Source organism: Ectothiorhodospira haloalkaliphila ATCC 51935, from assembly GCF_000633935.1.
GTDB lineage: Bacteria > Pseudomonadota > Gammaproteobacteria > Ectothiorhodospirales > Ectothiorhodospiraceae > Ectothiorhodospira > Ectothiorhodospira haloalkaliphila.
In genome coordinates, this window is record NZ_KK214995.1 from 349,348 (window position 1) to 367,726 (window position 18,379).

General features: G+C 62.6%; 18 protein-coding genes. 3 read left to right on the top strand and 15 right to left on the bottom strand.

Annotated features, from left to right (window positions below; translation table 11 throughout):
• Nucleotides 1-83: 83 nt before the first annotated feature.
• Nucleotides 84-860, top strand: a complete 777-nt coding sequence (locus ECTHA_RS0101615; RefSeq protein ID WP_026623457.1) for an SDR family oxidoreductase — start codon at nt 84-86, stop codon at nt 858-860.
• Between the two features lie 444 nt (nt 861-1,304).
• On the opposite strand, the gene ECTHA_RS0101620 is transcribed toward ECTHA_RS0101615, so the two are convergent.
• Both ECTHA_RS0101620 and ECTHA_RS0101625 read right to left on the bottom strand, forming a co-directional pair.
• Nucleotides 1,305-2,657, bottom strand: coding sequence for an adenosylmethionine--8-amino-7-oxononanoate transaminase (locus tag ECTHA_RS0101620; RefSeq protein ID WP_025281699.1), 1,353 nt, complete (start codon nt 2,655-2,657; stop codon nt 1,305-1,307).
• A gap of 90 nt (nt 2,658-2,747) precedes the next feature.
• Nucleotides 2,748-4,112 (bottom strand): KamA family radical SAM protein, encoded by a 1,365-nt coding sequence (locus ECTHA_RS0101625; protein ID WP_025281700.1) that lies wholly within the window; start codon nt 4,110-4,112, stop codon nt 2,748-2,750.
• 216 nt (nt 4,113-4,328) lie between these two features.
• Here ECTHA_RS0101625 and ECTHA_RS0101630 point away from each other — a divergent pair, with 216 nt between their 5' ends.
• Nucleotides 4,329-5,444, top strand: coding sequence for an aminotransferase class V-fold PLP-dependent enzyme (locus ECTHA_RS0101630; protein WP_025281701.1), 1,116 nt, complete (start codon nt 4,329-4,331; stop codon nt 5,442-5,444).
• A 9-nt stretch (nt 5,445-5,453) separates the two neighbouring features.
• Here ECTHA_RS0101630 and ECTHA_RS0101635 read toward each other — a convergent pair whose 3' ends face one another.
• The 10 genes from ECTHA_RS0101635 to fabD all read right to left on the bottom strand — a co-directional run bounded on the left by ECTHA_RS0101635 (nt 5,454) and on the right by fabD (nt 13,810).
• Complete coding sequence (locus tag ECTHA_RS0101635; protein ID WP_025281702.1) at nt 5,454-6,263, bottom strand: TatD family hydrolase; 810 nt, start codon at nt 6,261-6,263, stop codon at nt 5,454-5,456.
• 11 nt (nt 6,264-6,274) lie between these two features.
• Nucleotides 6,275-6,616, bottom strand: a complete 342-nt coding sequence (locus tag ECTHA_RS0101640) for a PilZ domain-containing protein (protein WP_025281703.1) — start codon at nt 6,614-6,616, stop codon at nt 6,275-6,277.
• A gap of 46 nt (nt 6,617-6,662) precedes the next feature.
• Complete coding sequence (holB, locus tag ECTHA_RS0101645) at nt 6,663-7,649, bottom strand: DNA polymerase III subunit delta' (protein ID WP_025281704.1); 987 nt, start codon at nt 7,647-7,649, stop codon at nt 6,663-6,665.
• Nucleotides 7,646-8,329 carry a dTMP kinase gene (gene tmk / locus ECTHA_RS0101650; protein ID WP_203225264.1) on the bottom strand — a complete coding sequence of 228 codons (684 nt, stop codon included), beginning with the start codon at nt 8,327-8,329 and terminating at the stop codon, nt 7,646-7,648. Before tmk ends, holB begins: the two co-directional genes overlap by 4 nt.
• Nucleotides 8,330-8,348: 19 nt before the next feature.
• A complete protein-coding gene (gene mltG, locus ECTHA_RS0101655) occupies nt 8,349-9,356 on the bottom strand; it encodes an endolytic transglycosylase MltG (RefSeq protein ID WP_025281706.1) in 1,008 nt (335 codons plus the stop codon).
• 24 nt (nt 9,357-9,380) lie between these two features.
• On the bottom strand, nt 9,381-10,175 hold the full coding sequence (pabC, locus tag ECTHA_RS0101660) for an aminodeoxychorismate lyase (RefSeq protein WP_025281707.1): 795 nt from the start codon (nt 10,173-10,175) through the stop codon (nt 9,381-9,383).
• A gap of 90 nt (nt 10,176-10,265) precedes the next feature.
• Nucleotides 10,266-11,504 (bottom strand): beta-ketoacyl-ACP synthase II, encoded by a 1,239-nt coding sequence (gene fabF, locus ECTHA_RS0101665; RefSeq protein WP_025281708.1) that lies wholly within the window; start codon nt 11,502-11,504, stop codon nt 10,266-10,268.
• A 136-nt stretch (nt 11,505-11,640) separates the two neighbouring features.
• Nucleotides 11,641-11,883, bottom strand: a complete 243-nt coding sequence (acpP, locus tag ECTHA_RS0101670) for an acyl carrier protein (RefSeq protein ID WP_025281709.1) — start codon at nt 11,881-11,883, stop codon at nt 11,641-11,643.
• 206 nt (nt 11,884-12,089) lie between these two features.
• Nucleotides 12,090-12,833: a 3-oxoacyl-ACP reductase FabG gene (gene fabG / locus ECTHA_RS0101675; RefSeq protein ID WP_025281710.1), complete on the bottom strand. Its 744-nt coding sequence runs from the start codon at nt 12,831-12,833 to the stop codon at nt 12,090-12,092.
• Nucleotides 12,834-12,874: 41 nt separating this feature from the next.
• Nucleotides 12,875-13,810, bottom strand: coding sequence for an ACP S-malonyltransferase (fabD, locus tag ECTHA_RS0101680; protein ID WP_025281711.1), 936 nt, complete (start codon nt 13,808-13,810; stop codon nt 12,875-12,877).
• 167 nt (nt 13,811-13,977) lie between these two features.
• Here fabD and infA point away from each other — a divergent pair, with 167 nt between their 5' ends.
• Nucleotides 13,978-14,196, top strand: coding sequence for a translation initiation factor IF-1 (infA, locus tag ECTHA_RS0101685; RefSeq protein ID WP_025281712.1), 219 nt, complete (start codon nt 13,978-13,980; stop codon nt 14,194-14,196).
• 128 nt (nt 14,197-14,324) lie between these two features.
• On the opposite strand, the gene clpA is transcribed toward infA, so the two are convergent.
• The 3 genes from clpA to icd are packed head-to-tail and all read right to left on the bottom strand — an operon-like array spanning nt 14,325 to nt 18,225.
• Complete coding sequence (clpA, locus tag ECTHA_RS0101690) at nt 14,325-16,589, bottom strand: ATP-dependent Clp protease ATP-binding subunit ClpA (RefSeq protein ID WP_025281713.1); 2,265 nt, start codon at nt 16,587-16,589, stop codon at nt 14,325-14,327.
• A 12-nt stretch (nt 16,590-16,601) separates the two neighbouring features.
• Nucleotides 16,602-16,922, bottom strand: coding sequence for an ATP-dependent Clp protease adapter ClpS (gene clpS / locus ECTHA_RS0101695; RefSeq protein WP_025281714.1), 321 nt, complete (start codon nt 16,920-16,922; stop codon nt 16,602-16,604).
• 46 nt (nt 16,923-16,968) lie between these two features.
• Nucleotides 16,969-18,225, bottom strand: a complete 1,257-nt coding sequence (gene icd, locus ECTHA_RS0101700; RefSeq protein WP_025281715.1) for an NADP-dependent isocitrate dehydrogenase — start codon at nt 18,223-18,225, stop codon at nt 16,969-16,971.
• Between the last annotated feature and the right edge of the window lie 154 nt (nt 18,226-18,379).

An 18,379-nucleotide genomic window follows, 5' to 3' on the forward strand; every position in this document is an offset into this window, starting at 1 on the left:
GGGGCTTGGATCGTGAATCAATGGGGGGTGTATTATGGGCGCTTACAGACATTCCCGCATCCAGGATGCGACAGGGGGCAGCCATGCCAGGACGAAGAAAGGGTTGGACAGTGGTCACTGGAGCAGGCAGTGGCATGGGCAGGGCCCTTGCCTGGGACCTGGCGAGTCGTGGGGGGCGCGTCATCGCCATTGGCCGCCGGGCCGATGCCCTGGAAGAGACCCGCGCCAAGGCCCCGGAGTCCATCCAGGTGGCCGTCGCTGATGTCTCAACGCCTGCAGGTCGAGACGCAATCGCCCTGGCCGCTGCCGCTCAAGGCACCATTCACGCCCTGGTTCATAACGCTGCCGTGCTGGAACCCGTGGGTGCCTTGAGCGAGGTCAGCCTGGATGACTGGCGTTACCAGCAGGCCGTGAACGTGGAGGGTCCGCTGTTTCTCACCCAGGCTTTGCTACCGTACCTGGCTGAGGATGGACGCATCCTGCATGTCTCATCGGGCGCTGCCCACCGCAGCCTGAATGGTTGGGGCGGTTATTGCGCCTCCAAGGCGGCGCTTTACATGCTGTACCAGTGTCTGAGGGAGGAGTTGGGTAGCCGGAGCATCCACGTGGGCAGCGTGCGCCCGGGCGTGGTGGATACCCCCATGCAGCAGCAGATCCGGGAAACGGACGAGCAAAGATTCCCCGGCGTGGAACGATTCCGTCGCCTGAAGACCGAAGGCCAGCTCCAGCCGCCGGAGCGCGTGGCTGACTTCATGAGCTGGATCCTGCTGGAAACGGGAGACAAGCAATTCTCCCTGGAGGAATGGGACATCGACAACGAGTCGCAGACGCGGCTCTGGAAGGATACGCGGCAGGTTTGAGTTTGTTTTTTGTGGCTTAGGCCTGGAGGGTTCTTCCATGAGAAGTACATTATTTAACATAATATACATTATGCGAACCAATATATACCCGTGGGAGCCGGCCTGCCGGCGATGCGCTGCGCCAACAGCGCCCAGGAGATGCCAAGTGCCCGCCGCTTTCGCGGGCAGGCCCGCTCCCACAGGCCGCCCAAACCACACAACCACACACACCAGACATCCTGCACACATCCCGCAAACAGCGCCCCCACAGCGTCCGGTCAGTCTCCGGGGGCGGATTCCTGTAAGCGGGCTTCAGCCGCAGGAAGCGGCTGCAGAGCCTACATGGACGTATTCACGGCGTCCCGCTGTAAGGAATTTGCCCCCGGAGACTGACCCCCACCCCGAACCAAAACGAGGCCACCCACAGAGGCCAACCAGGCACCCAGGCACCCAGGCAAAAATCACTCAACCAGCAGCAGTCGCCAGATCAATCCCCTCAGCCATCACCTCAGCCAGAAACCGGATCTGCTCCTCGGTGATCACATAAGGCGGCATCATGTAAGCCACATTCCCCAACGGCCGCAGCAAGGCACCACGCTTGAGCGCATGCTGATAGGCAATCAGGCCACGACGCTCCTGCCAGGGATACGCCTCCCGGGTGGCCTTGTCCCTGACCATCTCCACCGCCGCGATCATCCCGTGCTGGCGCACGTCCCCAACATGCGGATGATCCGCCAGCGGCGCCAGGGACTCCCGCATCACCTGAGCCAGGCGCCGGTTGTTGCCCAACACATCATCCCGCTCGAACAGATCCAGCGTTGCCAGCGCCGCCGTGCAGGCCAGCGGATTGGCCGTATAGGAATGAGAATGCAAAAAGGCATTCAGCTTGGTGTAATCATCGTAAAAGGCCTGGTACACAGTGTCGTTGGTGAGCACCACCGACAACGGCAGATAGCCCCCGGTCAGCCCCTTGGACAGACACATGAAATCCGGCGTGATGTTCGCCTGCTCACAGGCAAACATCGTCCCCGTGCGCCCGAATCCCACCGCAATCTCATCGGCAATGAGATGCACCCCATGCCGATCACAGGCCTCCCGCAAGAGCTCCAGATACCGGGGATGGTACATGCGCATATGGCCCGCACACTGCACCAACGGCTCCACGATCACCGCACAGGTTTCATGGGCATGGCGCGCCAGGGTCTCCTCCATGGCCTGAAAACGACGCTCGGCCACCTGCTCACAGGTCTCGCCCGGTTCCCGCTCGTAGCAGTCCGGCGCAGTCACCGGGATGGGCTCCATGAGCAGCGGACCATAGGTGGCCTTGTAAAGCGGCACATCGCCCACCGCCAGGGCCCCCAGGGTCTCGCCATGGTAGCTGTTGGTCAGGCAGATGAACCGCGTCTTGCCCCCCTGCCCCGTGTTGAGCCAGTAATGAAAGCTCATCTTCAGGGCCACCTCCACTGCCGCCGAACCGCTGTCCGCATAAAAACAGCGGCTCAGACCGGGCGGCGTGATCTGCACCAGGCGCTCGGAGAGCTTCACCACCGGCTCATGACTGAAGCCGGCCAGGATCACATGCTCCAACTGATCCAGCTGATCCCGAATGGCCTGGTTGATCACCGGATTGGCATGACCGAACAGGTTCACCCACCAGGAACTGACGGCATCGATATACCTATTCCCGTCAAAATCCTCCAGCCAGACCCCCTCCCCCCGCCGAATTGGCGTGAGCGGGAGATGTTCGTGATCCTTCATCTGCGTGCACGGATGCCAGACCACCGCCAGATCGCGTTGCTTGATGGTTTCGTTGTTCATCGTTTCACCCCGGTGCCAAAACCAGAAAGGGCCGCGATTGCTCGCGGCCCTGCCCTTACCTGCTCATTCCAGAAAGCCGGACGATCGGCGTCAGGCCTGCCCTGCCTGCATGGCCTCGTACTCATCCTCGAAGAAGAACTTCTCTTCGCCAAAGGCCGGCTTGAGATGATTCAGCCAGGTGGCCTCTTCATCATAGCGGGCGAAGAACGGGCGTTGCACCCATTCCGGATTGCGCCCCTGGATGAAGCGCAGCACGAACACCTTCTCGCCGTGAATCTCGGTGACACCCTGGATTTCCACCTTGCCGGGGCCGGCGCTCATGGAGGGCCCACGGGCCGTGCGGCCCAGGCCGGACACCTGTTTCATGGCATCCCGGTAGATCTCCCAGGCACGGGCCAGCGGCACCTCGAAGTACCGACGAGCACCGGTATCGCGCTCGGCGAACATGTAATACGGAATGATCCCCAGGCGTACCTGCTGCTCCCACATGCGCGCCCACACAGCCGGGTCATCATTGATGTTCGCCAGCAGCGGACCCTGACTGCGGATCTCGGCGCCGGTGGCACGCAGGCGACGGATGGCCTCGCGGGCGATCGGGGTGTCCATCTCCCGCCAGTGATTGTAATGGGCCATGATGGCCACATGCTTGCCCGCCTTCACCAGGCGCTCCAGCAGCATCACCAGATCATCCGCATCGGCATCGCTCACAAAGCGATGGGGCCAGAAGGTCAGCGCCTTGGTGCCGATGCGCACGGTCTGCACATGCTCGAACTCGGGCCCCATCAGCGGTTCCAGGTACTGGGCCAGATGCTTGGTCTTCATCACCATCGGGTCGCCGCCGGTGATGAGAATATCGCTCACCTCGGGGTTGACACGCAGATAGCCCAGCATGTCGCTGGCCTGGTTGGAAGCAATGCGCAGGCTCTTGTCCCCCACGAACTGCGCCCAACGGAAACAGAAGGTGCAGTAGGCGTGGCAGGTCTGCCCCTGACTGGGGAAGAACAGCACTGTCTCGCGGTACTTGTGCTGCAGGCCCTGCAAGGGCTCTCCATCCAGTTCCGGGCGGTTCATTTCCATCTGCCCCGCCGGATGCGGGTTCAGTTCTTCGCGCAGTTCACGGGCCAGTGCCACGATCTCGGTACGATCCGCACCGCGACGATGCAATTCGGCCATGCGCTCGAAGGCCTCGGGCTCGAGCATGTCGCGCTGCGGGAAAGTCAACTGGTAGATTGGGTCATCGGGGACCTGATCCCAGTCGATCAATTCCTCTATGATGTACTCATTGACACGAAACGGCAGAACACTGGCTACCACCTTCATCTCGAAGCGGCACTCGTCGGACAGACGATCCAGGGCCGGAATCTGGTCAAGATTACGGTCGGTGAGGACTTTGAAGGCCCGGGCTTCGATCTCCCGCAATTCTTCGTGTCGATAAAAGTTGAGGACAGAATTCATAGACGCCTCCGATTCTGTGATCAGATCAAGATGCTGAAAAAGGGATCTTGGATCTAGCGTGACGAAGAACGGGCGCCGCAGGCGTGCCAGCCCTGCTCTCCGAGGAGGCCGCGCATGAAGGCGGCTTGAATGACAAAATTCTAAGGGGGCAAAGCTTTTCGAATATAACAAACACTAATGCGCAAAAGCAAACCGCCCCAAAAACCGAGGATCGACATGCACCCGGAATTCCCCCTGGCCGACGACATCCTGCATTTGAACCACGCCGCCGTCGGCCCATGGCCCGTGCGCACGCAGCGTGCCGTGGCCGCCTTCGCGGAGGAAAACACCCGACTGGGTTCCCGCCACTACCTGCAATGGCTGAAGGTGGAAAAACGTCTGCGGGAGCGGCTGCAACGGCTCATCCATGCCGCTTCCGTGGATGACATCGGCCTGCTCAAGAACACCTCCGAGGCCCTGTCCGTGGTGGCACACGGCCTGCCCTGGAAAGCGGGAGACAACGTGGTCTGCCCCCTTCAGGAGTTCCCTTCCAACCGCATCGTCTGGCAGTCACTGGAGCGCTTGGGGGTGGAAACCCGGCTGGTGGACCTGTCGAAAGCCTCCGACCCGGAGGCTGCCCTGCTGGGCGCCATGGACCGGCGCACGCGCCTGCTCAGCGTGAGCGCCGTGCAATATGCCAGCGGCCTGCGCATGGACCTGAACCGTCTGGGCAGCGCCTGCCATCATCGGGGTGTGCTGTTCTGCGTGGATGCCATCCAGCAACTGGGCGCCCTCCCCCTGGATGTACAGGACTGCCAGGCGGATTTCCTGGCGGCCGATGCCCACAAATGGCTCCTGGGGCCGGAGGGCATCGCCGTGTTCTATTGCGCCGAGCGCCTGCGGAATCAACTCACGCTGCAGCAATTTGGCTGGCACATGGTGGAAGATATGGGCAATTTCGATCGCCTGGACTGGGAGCCGGCCCGCTCTGCCCGGCGTTTTGAATGCGGCAGCCCCAACATGCTGGGCATCCATGCCCTGGAGGCCAGCCTGTCATTGTTCGAGGAGACGGGCATGGAGTTCGTGGCCGATGCCCTGTCACGCAACGTGGAATACCTCATCGATCTGCTTCGAGCCAGCAAATTCGACGTGTATTCACCCGTGCAGGCGGATCGTCGGGCGGGCATCGTCACCTTCGGACGCCAGGGAATGGATGCCGAGAAGACCTATCAGCGACTCATGGAACAAGGCGTCCTGTGCGCCCTGCGTGGCGGCGGGATCCGGTTTTCCCCGCATTTCTACACCCGCACCGGCCACATGGAGCAGGCCGTGGAGCGTGCCGCCGAAGTCTAGTTCCGGGACTCAGCCCACCCCTGCCAGCGACCGGGAAGCGCGATGCGCCGGCACGCCGAACAACCGACCGTAGTTCGCCGTGGTCTGTTCTGCCAGGCGTTCCAGGGGCACGCCCCGCACATCCGCCAGGCACTCGGCCACATGACGCACCCAGGCCGGATGATTGGTCTTGCCACGGTAAGGCATCGGGGCCAGGTAAGGGGCATCGGTCTCCACCAGCAGACGATCATCCGGGACCTGACGGGCCACGTCCCGCAGGGCCTGGGCATTGCGGAAGGTGACAATGCCGGAAAACGACAAATACAGGCCCATGTCCAGCCCGGCGTGAGCCGTGTCCCAGTCTTCGGTGAAGCAGTGCAGCACACCACCGGTGTCCCGGACCCCCTCCTCCTTGAGGATATCCAGGGTATCCCGACGCGCGTCCCGGGTATGAATGATCACCGGCTTGCCTGCGGCCCGAGCGGCCCGCAGGTGGCGACGGAAACGCGCCCGCTGCCACTCCAGATCCCCTTCATTGTAGTGATAGTCCAGCCCCGTCTCGCCAATGGCCACCACGCCCGGATCATCGGCCATGGCCACCAGTTCCTCTTCGGTGGGTTCATGCCCCTCACGGGCACTGGGATGCACGCCCACCGAGCAGGATACCTGCTCATAACGAGCGGCCAGATCCTTCACCTGGGCGTAGTTGTTCATGTCGATGCACACGCACAGCATGTGATCCACGCCCGCCTCGGCGGCCGCCTGCATCATGCGGTCCCTGTCGCCGTCAAAGGGCTTGAGGTGGATGCGATCCAGATGACAATGAGAGTCGATAAGCAAGGTGCGAGATCCTACATGGTATGGGTCGGGCGATCGGCCTGCAGACTGCCGCCCAGCAGGCCTTCGATCTTGTTGCGGGTGGCGCCATTGTCCTGTTCATTGAACTGCACGCCGATGCCCGGCGTTCGGTTGCCCTGGGCGCGGGGCGGTGTGATCCAGATGATTCGGCCCGCCACGGGCAGGCGTTCACGCTCCTCCATCAGTGTGAGCAGCATGAAGATCTCATCTCCCAGCTTGTAGGGCTTTTGCGTGGGAATGAACAGGCCGCCATTCTTTACGAAGGGCATGTAGGCGGAATACAGCGAGTTCTTGTCCTTGATGGACAGCGAGAGGATACCTTGTCCCGGTGCCACGATGGCCTCCCCGGTTGGACCTGTCTGGCAGGCGATGCGTGAGGGTTCAGGAGCGGGCCAGATCCCGCCAGGTGATCAGCATGTCCTCCAGGAACATCACGGTGTTCACGTTGGAGTCCAGCCCCTGGCGCCAGACCAGCAACTGCTGCTGAAGCTGGAACGATGCCTGCAAGTCTAACGCCTTTGCCAGGGCCTGCAAATCCTCGCGCGGGGCAATGCCCGAGACCCGGGGGTCATCCGCGCCGGTCATGTGCCAGCGGATCACGTCATCCACCAGAATCTGCAAGCGGGTTACCCACTCGATCATGGACCCATCCTTGAGCCGATCCACCAGGCTACCCAGGGATGCCCGTCGCCCCAGCAGATCCAGAAGGGCGCGTCGCTGTGCCTGCCATTCCTCCAGGGCCCCGCCCTCGGCCAGGCTCCGGGCCCGCAGGGGTGATCCCTGCCCCAGGGCCAGCAACATATCCAGGGATTCCCCGGGCACGGATTCGGCGAGCCATTCCCGCGCCCGGGCAGCATCCGGCATGGGCAACCTGATCTGCTGACAGCGACTGCGGATCGTGGCAGGCAGGCGGGCCGGATGGGCCGTCACCAGGATCAGAACGCCCTCCCCCGAAGGTTCTTCCAAAGTCTTGAGCAGACTGTTGGCCGAGGCATCGTTCATGGCATCCGCCGGATGAATGATGGCCAGGCGATGGCGTCCATGACTGCGGCTCAGTCCCATGAAACCGGCCAGGTCGCGGATCTGATCCACGAGGATCCGGGTCTTGCCCTCGGGGATGGTCAGTTCAGTGAGGTCCGGATGGGATCCTGCCCGTACCATATGGCAACCATGGCACTGCCCACAGGGTGCGCCCTCGGCATCGGGGTGGCTGCATAGCAGGCTCTGGGCAAAGCGTCGAGCCATCTCCAGTTTGCCCACACCCTGAGGACCCGTGAACAGCAGGCCATGGGCCAGGCGCCCGGCATCCACCTGCTCCTTGAGGGCCTGCCAGGCCGGTGCCAGCCAGGGATACGGCGCACCGGTCATGCGCCCCCCCGGTTCCACCCGAAATCCACCAGGGCGTCCACCCGGGCGATCAGATCTGCCCTCACCTGCTCCAGGGACTGCTCGGCGTCGATCACGGCATACCGCCCGGGGTTCATCTGCACCCGCGTGTGATAGATGAAGCGAACCCGCTCGAAGAACGACAGCGTCTCCTGCTCGAAACGGTCTGCTTCCCCCCGCTTGGCCGCACGGGCCAGACCGGTGGCGACCGAGGCATCCAGAAACAGCGTCAGATCAGGCCGGAAGGCGCCTTGCACCCAGTTCTCCAGGGCAGCAATACGCTGCACATCGATCTTTCGTCCGCCCCCCTGATAGGCGTAGGTGGCATCGGTGAAACGGTCGCTGATCACCCAGGTGCCGGCCTCCAGCGCGGGCAGGATGCGCCGTTGCAGATGCTCGGCCCGGGCGGCAAACACCAGCAGCAACTCCGTGTCCACATGCATGGGCGGATAATCCCGCGACAAAAGCAATTCACGCACGGCCTCGCTGATTTGAGTGCCGCCAGGCTCGCGGGTGGTCATCACGGGGATCCCACGCCCGGTCAGATGGTCCGCCAGTGCCTGCACCTGGGTGGACTTGCCCACCCCCTCGATCCCTTCCAGGCAGATGAATTTCCCGCGCACGGGCGCGGTTTGCGTTGAATGATCAGACTGGGTGGTCAATGGGATGAATCCTGGTCAATCAGCGACCGTACCGGCTGGCATCACCACCGAGCTGGTATTTGATCACCGCCTGGCGATGTTCCCGGTAGGTCTCGGAAAAGTGGTGACTGCCATCGCCCCGGGAGACAAAGAACAAAGCCCTGGAGTCCGCCGGATTGGCCACGGCTTCCAGCGCGGCCGCCCCTGGCAGGGCGATGGGGGTGGGCGGCAGGCCGTCGCGGGTGTAGGTGTTGTAGGGGGTATCCAGGCGCAGGTCGCGGCGGCGAATGCGGCCATCGAAATGCTCAATGCCGTAAATCACCGTGGGGTCGGTTTGCAAACGCATGCCACGGCGCAGGCGCTCCACGAAGACTGCCGCCACCATGGGTCGCTCCGCAGCCCGCCCCGTCTCCTTCTCGACGATGGAGGCCAGGATCAAGGCTTCATAGGGGCTCTCCAGCGGCAGATCCTCCTGCCTGGCCTCCCAGGACGACGCCAGCGCACGCTCCATGCGTTCATGGGCACGGCGCAGGAAATCCATATCCGTGGTGCCACGGGGAAAGAGGTAGGTATCCGGAAAGAACCAACCCTCGGGGTGGGCATCCGGCTTGCCCAGGCGTTCCATCACAGAATCGTAGTCGTCGGGCTCCAGGGTGTTCTCGATGTGCTCGTGGGCCGCGATGGCCCGCATCATCTGACGGAAATTCCAGCCCTCGGGGATGGTGAGGCTGTACTGCAGGGTGCGCCCCTGCACGAACAAGGCCAGCAGCGCCGGGGGCGTGAGATCCGGGGTGAGCAGGTACTCACCGGCACGAAGACTCTGGGCCTGGCCCTCCATGCGCCCGTACGCCTCCCAGTAATGGGCGTTCTCGATGATGCCGGCTTCTGCCAGGTCCTGGCCCACGCGCCGCAGCGAGGCTCCGGAGGGCACGGTGAATACTTTGTTTTCCGCGACGTTGGCAGGCGTGTCCAGAAACCGTTGATAGTCCCAGGCCAACGCGCCGGCCCCGGCCACGACCATCAGCAAAAGCAGGATCAGGATTCGCATGGGGTAGCCTGTCTCGATGTGGAGTCATAGGGCCTGTTGCAGCCGGCCAATGAGCGGCGGCATCGGCATGGCGCGCCCCTCCAGGGAGCGCACGGGCCAAAGACCGATGAGGGTATTGGTCAGGAACAGCCCATCGGCCTGCCAGAGGTCCTCAAGCCCTACCTGTTCCTCCCGGCAGGACAGCCCCCATGCCCGAGCCATCTCCAGAACCCGCGCCCGCGTGATACCGGCCACGCCGCAGTGTGACAGGTCGGGAGTGACGAGGGCATCGCCCCGGACCAGGAAAAGATTGCTCATGGTGCCCTCCACTACCTGTCCCGATGTATCCAGCATGAGGCCTTCATGATACTCGTCGGACCATTCAGACCGGGCCATCACCTGTTCCAGCCGATTCAGGTGTTTGATGCCGGCCAGCACCGGGTTACGGGAGAGCCGCATGCTGCAAAGGCGCACATCCACGCCCTCATGCCGGTCAGTGGACGCGTTGCGGGCCCGTGAATCGAAGGCCAGTATGCGTGTGGGCTCGGGATGGAGGGGCGGCCGATAGCCCCGGGGGCCGCTGCCACGAGTCACCGTGATCTTGAGCACCCCGAGGGGGGTGCCCTGGATCACGGTGCGGGCCTCGTCAAGCAGCACCTCGGGATCGGGCATCGGGATGCCCAGTCGATCACAGCCCGTCCGCAAACGGGACAGATGCAGCGACCATCGCCGGGGCTCGCCCGCCTCCACCCGCAGGGTTTCAAACAGCCCGTCGCCGTAGTGAAGCCCCCGGTCGGTCGCCGGCAGGGAGCGGGAGGGCTGTCCATTGACGAGCATCATCGGTCATCCCAACCCCTCTCCCCGCAGGGGAGAGGGGCTCGGAGCGTCCCTTTCATCATCGGGGTGCCTCACCACCGTGATGCATGAGAGTCAGAGCTTGTTGAAGACCAGGCTACCGTTGGTGCCACCGAACCCGAAGGAGTTGGAGACAGCCACCCGGGCATTGGTCTCCCGCGCCGTGTTGGGCACGTAATCCAGATCGCAGGCAGGATCGGGGTTATCCAGGTTGATGGTGGGCGGCAACACGCCATGATGCAGGGCCAGCGCCGAGAAGACCGCCTCGATGCCGCCAGCGGCACCCAGCAGGTGACCGGTCATGGACTTGGTGGAACTCACCGCCGTCTTGTAGGCATGGTCACCCAGGGCACGTTTCACGGCCATGGTCTCAGCCTTGTCGCCGGCCGGGGTGGAGGTGCCATGAGCATTCACATAATCCACTTCATCGGGGTTGATGCCGGCGTCCTTCAGGGCCTGCAGCATGCAGGCTGCCGCACCCTCGCCACCCTCGGAAGGCTGGGTCATATGGTGGGCGTCGGAGTTCCAGCCGAAGCCGGACAATTCGCAGTAGATGCGTGCGCCCCGGGCCTTGGCATGCTCGTAGTCTTCCAGCACCACAACACCAGCGCCGTCGCCCAGCACGAAGCCGTCGCGGTCCTTGTCCCAGGGGCGACTGGCACGAGTGGGGTCGTCGTTGCGCGTGGACAGGGCCCGGGCTGCGGCAAAACCGCCGATGCCCAGGGGGGTGGTGGCCATTTCGGCACCACCGGCCACCATCATGTCCACTTCGCCATACTTGATCATGCGCGCAGCGTCACCGATGTTGTGCGTACCGGTGGCACAGGCAGAAACGATGGAGATGTTCGGGCCCTTGAGGCCAAACATGATGGAGAGGTTGCCCGCGACCATATTGATGATGGCGCTGGGCACGAAAAATGGGGAGATCTTGCGGGCACCGCCCTTGAGAAAAGCGGCATAGCTCTTCTCGATATACGGCAGACCGCCGATACCCGAACCGATGGCCACACCGATACGCTCGGCGTTCTCCTCGGTCACTTCCACCCCGGCGTCACGAATGGCCTGGATCCCGGCGGCCATGCCGTAATGGACGAAGGTGTCCATCTTGCGCTGTTCCTTGGGTGAAATGTAATCGTCAGCGTTGAAATCCCTGACCGCCCCGGAGATGCGTACGGGCATCTCGGATGCGTCAAAGACGTCGATGGGAGAGATGCCACTACGACCCGCGGTGATGTTGTCCCATGCGGTATTGATGGTGGATCCGACCGGCGAGACGATGCCAAGGCCGGTGATGACTACGCGCCGTTTAGACAATCTACTGCCCCTTTTTCACGCCGGGCGTGAAATCTTGAAGTTCAACTCTGTACAACCAGCGGTTTGAGCACTCGTGGCCGCGATCAGGGGACTGGTCGCGGCCACGGGCGTTGAACACGGGTATTGGTATCCCCGATCAGGCGTTCGGCAGGTGCTCATTGATGTAGTCGATGGCCTGCTGAACAGTGGTGATCTTCTCGGCCTGCTCGTCAGGAATTTCGGTTTCGAATTCCTCTTCCAGCGCCATCACCAGTTCAACGGTGTCCAGTGAATCCGCGCCGAGATCGTCCACGAAAGAGGCACTGTTGGTGACGTCTTCTTCCTTGACGCCGAGTTGCTCAACGACGATTTTCTTGACGCGTTCTTCGATATTGCTCATGGTTAACCTATCCCCTTGATTTGAAATGCAGCCGAAGCTGGGCCGCTATTGTATTGAAATCCCTTCGGTCGATCCACTGTGCGTGTTCGCCAAGGGGTGCAGCGCACCCCCGGAAGTATGGACCGCGACCGATGGGCTGTAAACTCTACCGGGCGTGACAAAAAATCAAGCTAAAACATTGCCCTGATCATGACCTGGGCCCTGGATCAGCCCATAAACATGCCGCCATTCACGTGCAGGGTCTCCCCGGTCACGTAGGCAGCCGCCGGCGAAGCCAGGAAGGCCACCACCCCAGCCACCTCGGCGGGATCACCCAACCGACCCAGCGGGATCTGGCCCAGCAAGGCATTCTTCTGCTCTTCCGGCAGACCCCGGGTCATGTCCGTGTCGATAAAGCCCGGCGCCACCGTGTTCACGGTCACACCACGCGCGCCCACCTCGCGGGCCAGAGACTTGCTGAAGCCCAGCAGGCCTGCCTTGGCGGCGGCGTAATTGGTCTGCCCGGCATTACCGGATGAACCCACCACCGAGCCCACGTTGATGATACGCCCCTTGCGGGCCTTCATCATGCCGCGCAACACGGCCTTGCTCACCCGGTAAACGGCGGTCAGGTTGGTCTGGATGATGTCATCCCACTCTTCGTCCTTCATCCGCATCAGCAGGTTGTCCCGGGTGATGCCGGCATTGTTCACCAGCACGGTCACGGCGCCGAATTCGCCACTCACCTGCTTGATCAGGCCCTCCACATCCTCCGGACGCGTCACGTCCAGGACCATACCGCGGCCCTTGGCACCCGCCTCGTTCAGGTAGGCGGTAATCCCTTCGGCCCCCTTTTCACTGGTGGCGGTGCCGACCACGGTCGCCCCCTGGCTGGCCAGGGTCAGGGCGATGGATTTGCCAATACCACGACTGGCGCCCGTCACCAGGGCAATTTCACCTTCAAGAGTCATGCATACTCCTCGTTTACGGTCTGCAATGGGCCGCGGCCCTGTCAGGACCGGCACATCTCCAGGGCCTGGGCCAGTGACTCAGGATCCTGCACACAGGCCAGTTTCAAAGATTTTTCGATGCGCTTGTTCAAGCCCGTGAGCACCTTGCCGGGCCCCAGTTCCACCACATGGGTGATGCCGTCGCCGGCCATGCGCTGAATGGTCTCCACCCAGCGCACAGGGCGATGAATCTGTGCTGCCAGGGCCCCGCGGATCACGCCGGCACCATCATGGCAATCCACGTCCACATTATGGATCACGGGGATGCGGGGAATACCGACACGGACAGCATCCAGGCGCACATGCATCTGCAAGGCCGCCGACTTCATCAGCTGACAATGCGAGGGCACACTCACCGGCAACTGCACGGCCCGTTTGGCGCCGGCCTCCTTGGCCAACAGGGTGGCACGCTCCACGGCGGCCGTGGTGCCGGCGATCACCACCTGACCGGGGGCATTGAAGTTAACGGCTTCCACCACGCCATCGGCGGAGGCTTCCAGACAAACGGCCTGCACCTGCTCATCCGTGAGACCCAGCACGGCGGCCATGGCGCCCTCGCCCTCGGCCACTGCCCCCTGCATCAGGCGGCCCCGCTCGGCCACCAGGCGCACGGCCACATCAAAGTCCAGGGAATCGGCGCACACCAGCGCGGTGTACTCGCCCAGGCTATGGCCCGCCATGATCTGGGGCTCGGGGCCGCCTTCGGCATTCCACACGCGCCAGGCGGCCACGCCGGCTGCCAGCATGGCTGGCTGGGTGTTCTCGGTCCGGTTCAGATCCGACTCGGGGCCATCCTGGGTCAGCGCCCACAGATCCAGCCCCAGCACATCGGAGGCCTGCTGGAAGGTTTCGCGCACTTGCGGATGGGCTTGCGCCAGGGCGCCGAGCATACCCAGGGATTGGGAGCCCTGGCCCGGAAAGACACAGGCGATTCTCATGAGACAAGTCCTTGAGAGGGTCATGGTAAAGCCGCCTAGTGTAGGCAAACCGGGGGGGCGGGGGCAATGCTGGTGACAAACCGCATCAGAAGGGGCAGATAGCTCTTGTGTTATGGCGCACAGTGTTGATAATTAGCCACCTGGATCGCCAAACCCTGTATGGGCATATGTCTAAAGAAGATCACATCGAGCTGGATGGTACGGTGCTGGATAACCTGCCCAACACCATGTTTCGTGTTGAGCTGGACAACGGACACATCGTCACGGCCCACATCTCGGGTCGCATGCGAAAACACTACATCCGTATCCTCCGGGGCGACAGGGTCACCGTGCAGATGACACCTTACGACCTGAGCAAGGGCCGGATCGTTTACCGGAACAAGTAATTCCCTTCCCTCCCCTCATCCCAACCCTTCCCCCCTGGGGGAGAAGGGCTAAAGCCCCACAGGGAGAAGGTTTTCTCCCCTCTCCCGCTTGAGGGAGAGGGGTGGGGGGGTTAGGGCACTGAGGGCCCTCAGTGCACCGGCTCTTCGGCAAAGTCCAGGGACAGACTGCCGTCCTTCACGCCCACGTGCACCTCGCCGCCGCCCACCAGGCGACCAAACAGCACTTCCTCCGCCAGCGGCTTCTTGATCTGATCCTGAATGACGCGGGACATGGGGCGCGCACCCATCTTCGGATCGTAGCCGTGCTCGGCCAGCCAGGCGCGGGCCTCGTCGTCCACCACCAGCACCACCTTCTTCTCGTCCAGCTGGGCCTGCAACTGGATCAGGAACTTGTCCACCACGTTGGCGATGGTGACCGGATCCAGGGCCTTGAACTGGATGATGGAATCCAGGCGATTGCGGAATTCCGGGCTGAAGGTGCGCTTGAGCACCTCCATGGCATCGCTGGAATGATCCTGCTGGGTGAAGCCCACCGACGGACGGCTGGCCACCTCGGCCCCGGCGTTGCTGGTCATCACCAGGATCACGTTACGAAAGTCCACCTTGCGCCCATTGGTGTCCGTGAGGGTGCCGTGGTCCATCACCTGCAGCAGCAGGTTGAACACGTCCGGGTGGGCCTTTTCCACCTCGTCCAGCAGCAGCACCGAGTGGGGCTGCTTCAGAATGGCATCGGTGAGCAGGCCGCCCTCGTCGTAGCCCACATACCCGGGCGGCGCGCCGATGAGTCGCGAGACGGTGTGACGCTCCATGTACTCGGACATGTCAAAGCGCACCAGTTCGATCCCCAGGATCTGGGCCAGCTGCCGGGTGACCTCGGTCTTGCCCACGCCGGTGGGGCCGGCGAACAGGAAGGAACCGATGGGCTTGTCGGTCTCCCCCAGCCCGGAACGGGACATCTTGATGGCCGCCGCCAGCTTCTCGATGGGCTCATCCTGACCGAAGACCACCATCTTGAGGTTGCGCTCCAGATTCTTGAGGGTGTCCATGTCGGAAGCGGACACGCTCTTGGGCGGGATGCGGGCGATCTTGGCGACGATGTTCTCCACATCCTGCACCGAGATGGTCTTCTTGCGCTGACTGGCGGGCTGCAGCCGCCGATTGGCGCCGGCCTCGTCGATCACATCGATGGCCTTGTCCGGGAGATGACGGTCGGTGATGTAGCGACTGGAGAGTTCCGCCGCCGCCCGCAGGGCCTTGCTGGTATAGCGCACTTCATGATGGGACTCGAAGCGTGACTTGAGGCCCTTGAGGATCTCGAAGGTCTCGTCCACCGTCGGCTCGTTCACGTCGATCTTCTGGAAACGCCGCGCCAGGGCGCGATCCTTCTCGAAGATGCCGCGATACTCCTGATAGGTGGTGGAACCGATGCACTTCAACTCACCCGAAGCCAGCATGGGCTTGATCAGGTTGGAGGCATCCATCACGCCACCGGAGGCCGAACCGGCACCGATGATGGTGTGGATTTCATCGATGAACAGCACCGCGCCGGGCTGACGCCGCAACTGGCCCAGCACGCCCTTGAGGCGCTTCTCGAAATCCCCCCGGTACTTGGTGCCGGCCACCAGCGCGCCCAGGTCCAGCGAGTAGATGGTGCTGTCCCGCAGCACCTCCGGCACCTGGTCGTCGATGATCTTCTTGGCCAGCCCCTCGGCGATGGCCGTCTTGCCCACACCGGCCTCGCCCACGAACAACGGATTGTTCTTGCGGCGCCGGCAGAGGATCTGCACCGTGCGCTCAAGTTCATGGGCCCGGCCGATCAGGGGGTCGATCTTGCCCTTGCGGGCCTGCTCATTGAGGTTGGTGGCGTAGCTCTCCAGCGGGTTCTTGCGGTTGCTCTCCTCGCCCTCCTGGCCCTCACTGGGCGCGGAACTGGAGGACTCCTCGTCCTGCTGTTCATCCGGCACCTTGGAGATGCCGTGGGAGATGTAGTTGACCACGTCCAGCCGGGCCAGATCATGCTGGCCCAGCAGGTAAACGGCGTGCGACTCCTGCTCACCGAAGATGGCCACCAGCACGTTGGCGCCGGTGACCTCCTTCTTGCCGGAGGACTGCACGTGGAAGACGGCCCGCTGCAGCACCCGCTGGAAGCCCAGCGTCGGCTGGGTATCCCGTGGGTCCTTCAGGGGGAGCTTGGGTGTGTTGGTATCCACGAATTCCTCGAGCTGCTTGCGCAGGCCTTCCACGTTGACCCCGCACGCTCGCAGTACATTCACGGCGGTGGGGTTGTCCGTGAGGGCGAGCAGCAGATGCTCCACCGTCATGAACTCGTGACGTTTTTCGCGTGCGGCCTTGAAGGCCATGTTCAGTGAAAACTCGAGTTCTTTATTCAGCATGGTCGTACCGCTCTAGGCCTCTTCCATCGCACACAGCAACGGGTGCTGATGCTCTCGTGAATAATCGTTGACCTGGGCCACTTTGGTTTCGGCAATATCCCGAGTATAGATGCCACACACACCTTTGCCGCGTGTATGCACATGGAGCATGACCCGGGTGGCCTTCTCGCGATCCATCGCGAAGAAGACCTCCAGGACCTCGATGACGAACTCCATGGGCGTGTAGTCATCGTTCAACAACACCACCTTGAACTGGGGTGGCTGTTTGAGTCGGGGCTTTGCCTCATCCAGTAACAGGCCGCTGTCTTCGTCGGATTTGCGTTCTTCTCCCATAGCCTTTGATCGATATGCAGTCGAAACGTTTCCTTCGATCCCTGATTTACATGTGCTCGACAATATTTTCACCGAACTCGGAGCAGGACAGTTCCGTGGCCCCGTCGATGGCGCGGGCAAAGTCATAGGTGACGCGACCGGAGCTGATGGCGCCGCCCAGGCCCTTGACCAGCAGGTCTGCCGCCTCGAACCAGCGCAGGTGTCTCAGCATCATTTCAGCAGACAGCACCAGGGAGCCCGGGTTCACCTTGTCCAGGCCAGCATACTTGGGTGCCGTGCCGTGGGTGGCCTCGAACATGGCCACGGTGTCGGAGATGTTGGCCCCCGGGGCAATGCCGATGCCGCCCACCTGAGCTGCCAGGGCGTCGGAGATATAGTCGCCGTTGAGGTTCATGGTGGCAATCACGCTGTAGTCGCCGGGGCGCAGCAGGATCTGCTGCAGGAAATTATCGGCGATCACATCCTTGATGATGATCTCGTTGCCGCTATCGGGATTTTTCAGGCGGCACCATGGGCCACCGTCGATCTCCTCGGCACCGAACTCCTCCTTGGCCAGCTCATAACCCCAGTTCTTGAAGGCCCCCTCGGTGTATTTCATGATGTTGCCCTTGTGCACCAGGGTCACCGAGCTGCGATCGTTTTCGATGGCGTACCAGATGGCCTTGCGCACCAGGCGCTTGGTGCCCTCCTCGGAGATGGGCTTGATGCCCAGGCCGCTGGTTTCGGGGAAGCGGATCTTGGTCACGCCCATCTGGTTGACCAGGAAATCGGAGAGTTTCTTGGCCTCGGGGGAGCCGGCCGCCCATTCAATACCGGCATAGATGTCTTCGGAGTTCTCCCGGAAGATCACCATGTCGGTCTGCTCGGGCTTCTTCAGGGGGCTGGGGGTGCCCGGGTAGTAGCGTACCGGGCGCTGGCAGACGTAGAGGTCCAGTTCCTGGCGCAGGGCCACGTTCAGGGAACGGATGCCACCGCCCACGGGGGTGGTCAACGGCCCCTTGATGGACACCACATAGTCGCGCACGGCCTCCATGGTCTCCTTGGGCAGCCAGGTGTCGCCACCGTAGACACGGGTGGCCTTTTCGCCGGCAAAGACTTCCATCCAGGCAATCTTGCGCTTGCCGCCGTAGGCTTTTTCCACGGCAGCGTCCACCACCCGCATCATCACCGGCGAGATGTCCACGCCGATGCCATCACCCTCGATGTAGGGGATGATGGGGTTATCGGGCACATTCAGGGAACAATCCTCATTAGCCGTGATCTTGGTGCCATGCTCGGGAATCTTGATATGTTGATAAGCCATGGGAGCTCCCTTTGTGGAATGTGACTGTTGTTAAGGATTTTGGTGGGATTATACACGCGATGCCCGGGTGCGTCGGTGGGTGGGTTGATTTCGCCGGTGGGAGCGGCCCTCGGCCGCGAATGGCGAACCTTACCGCAGCCCCGGTGTCGAGCAT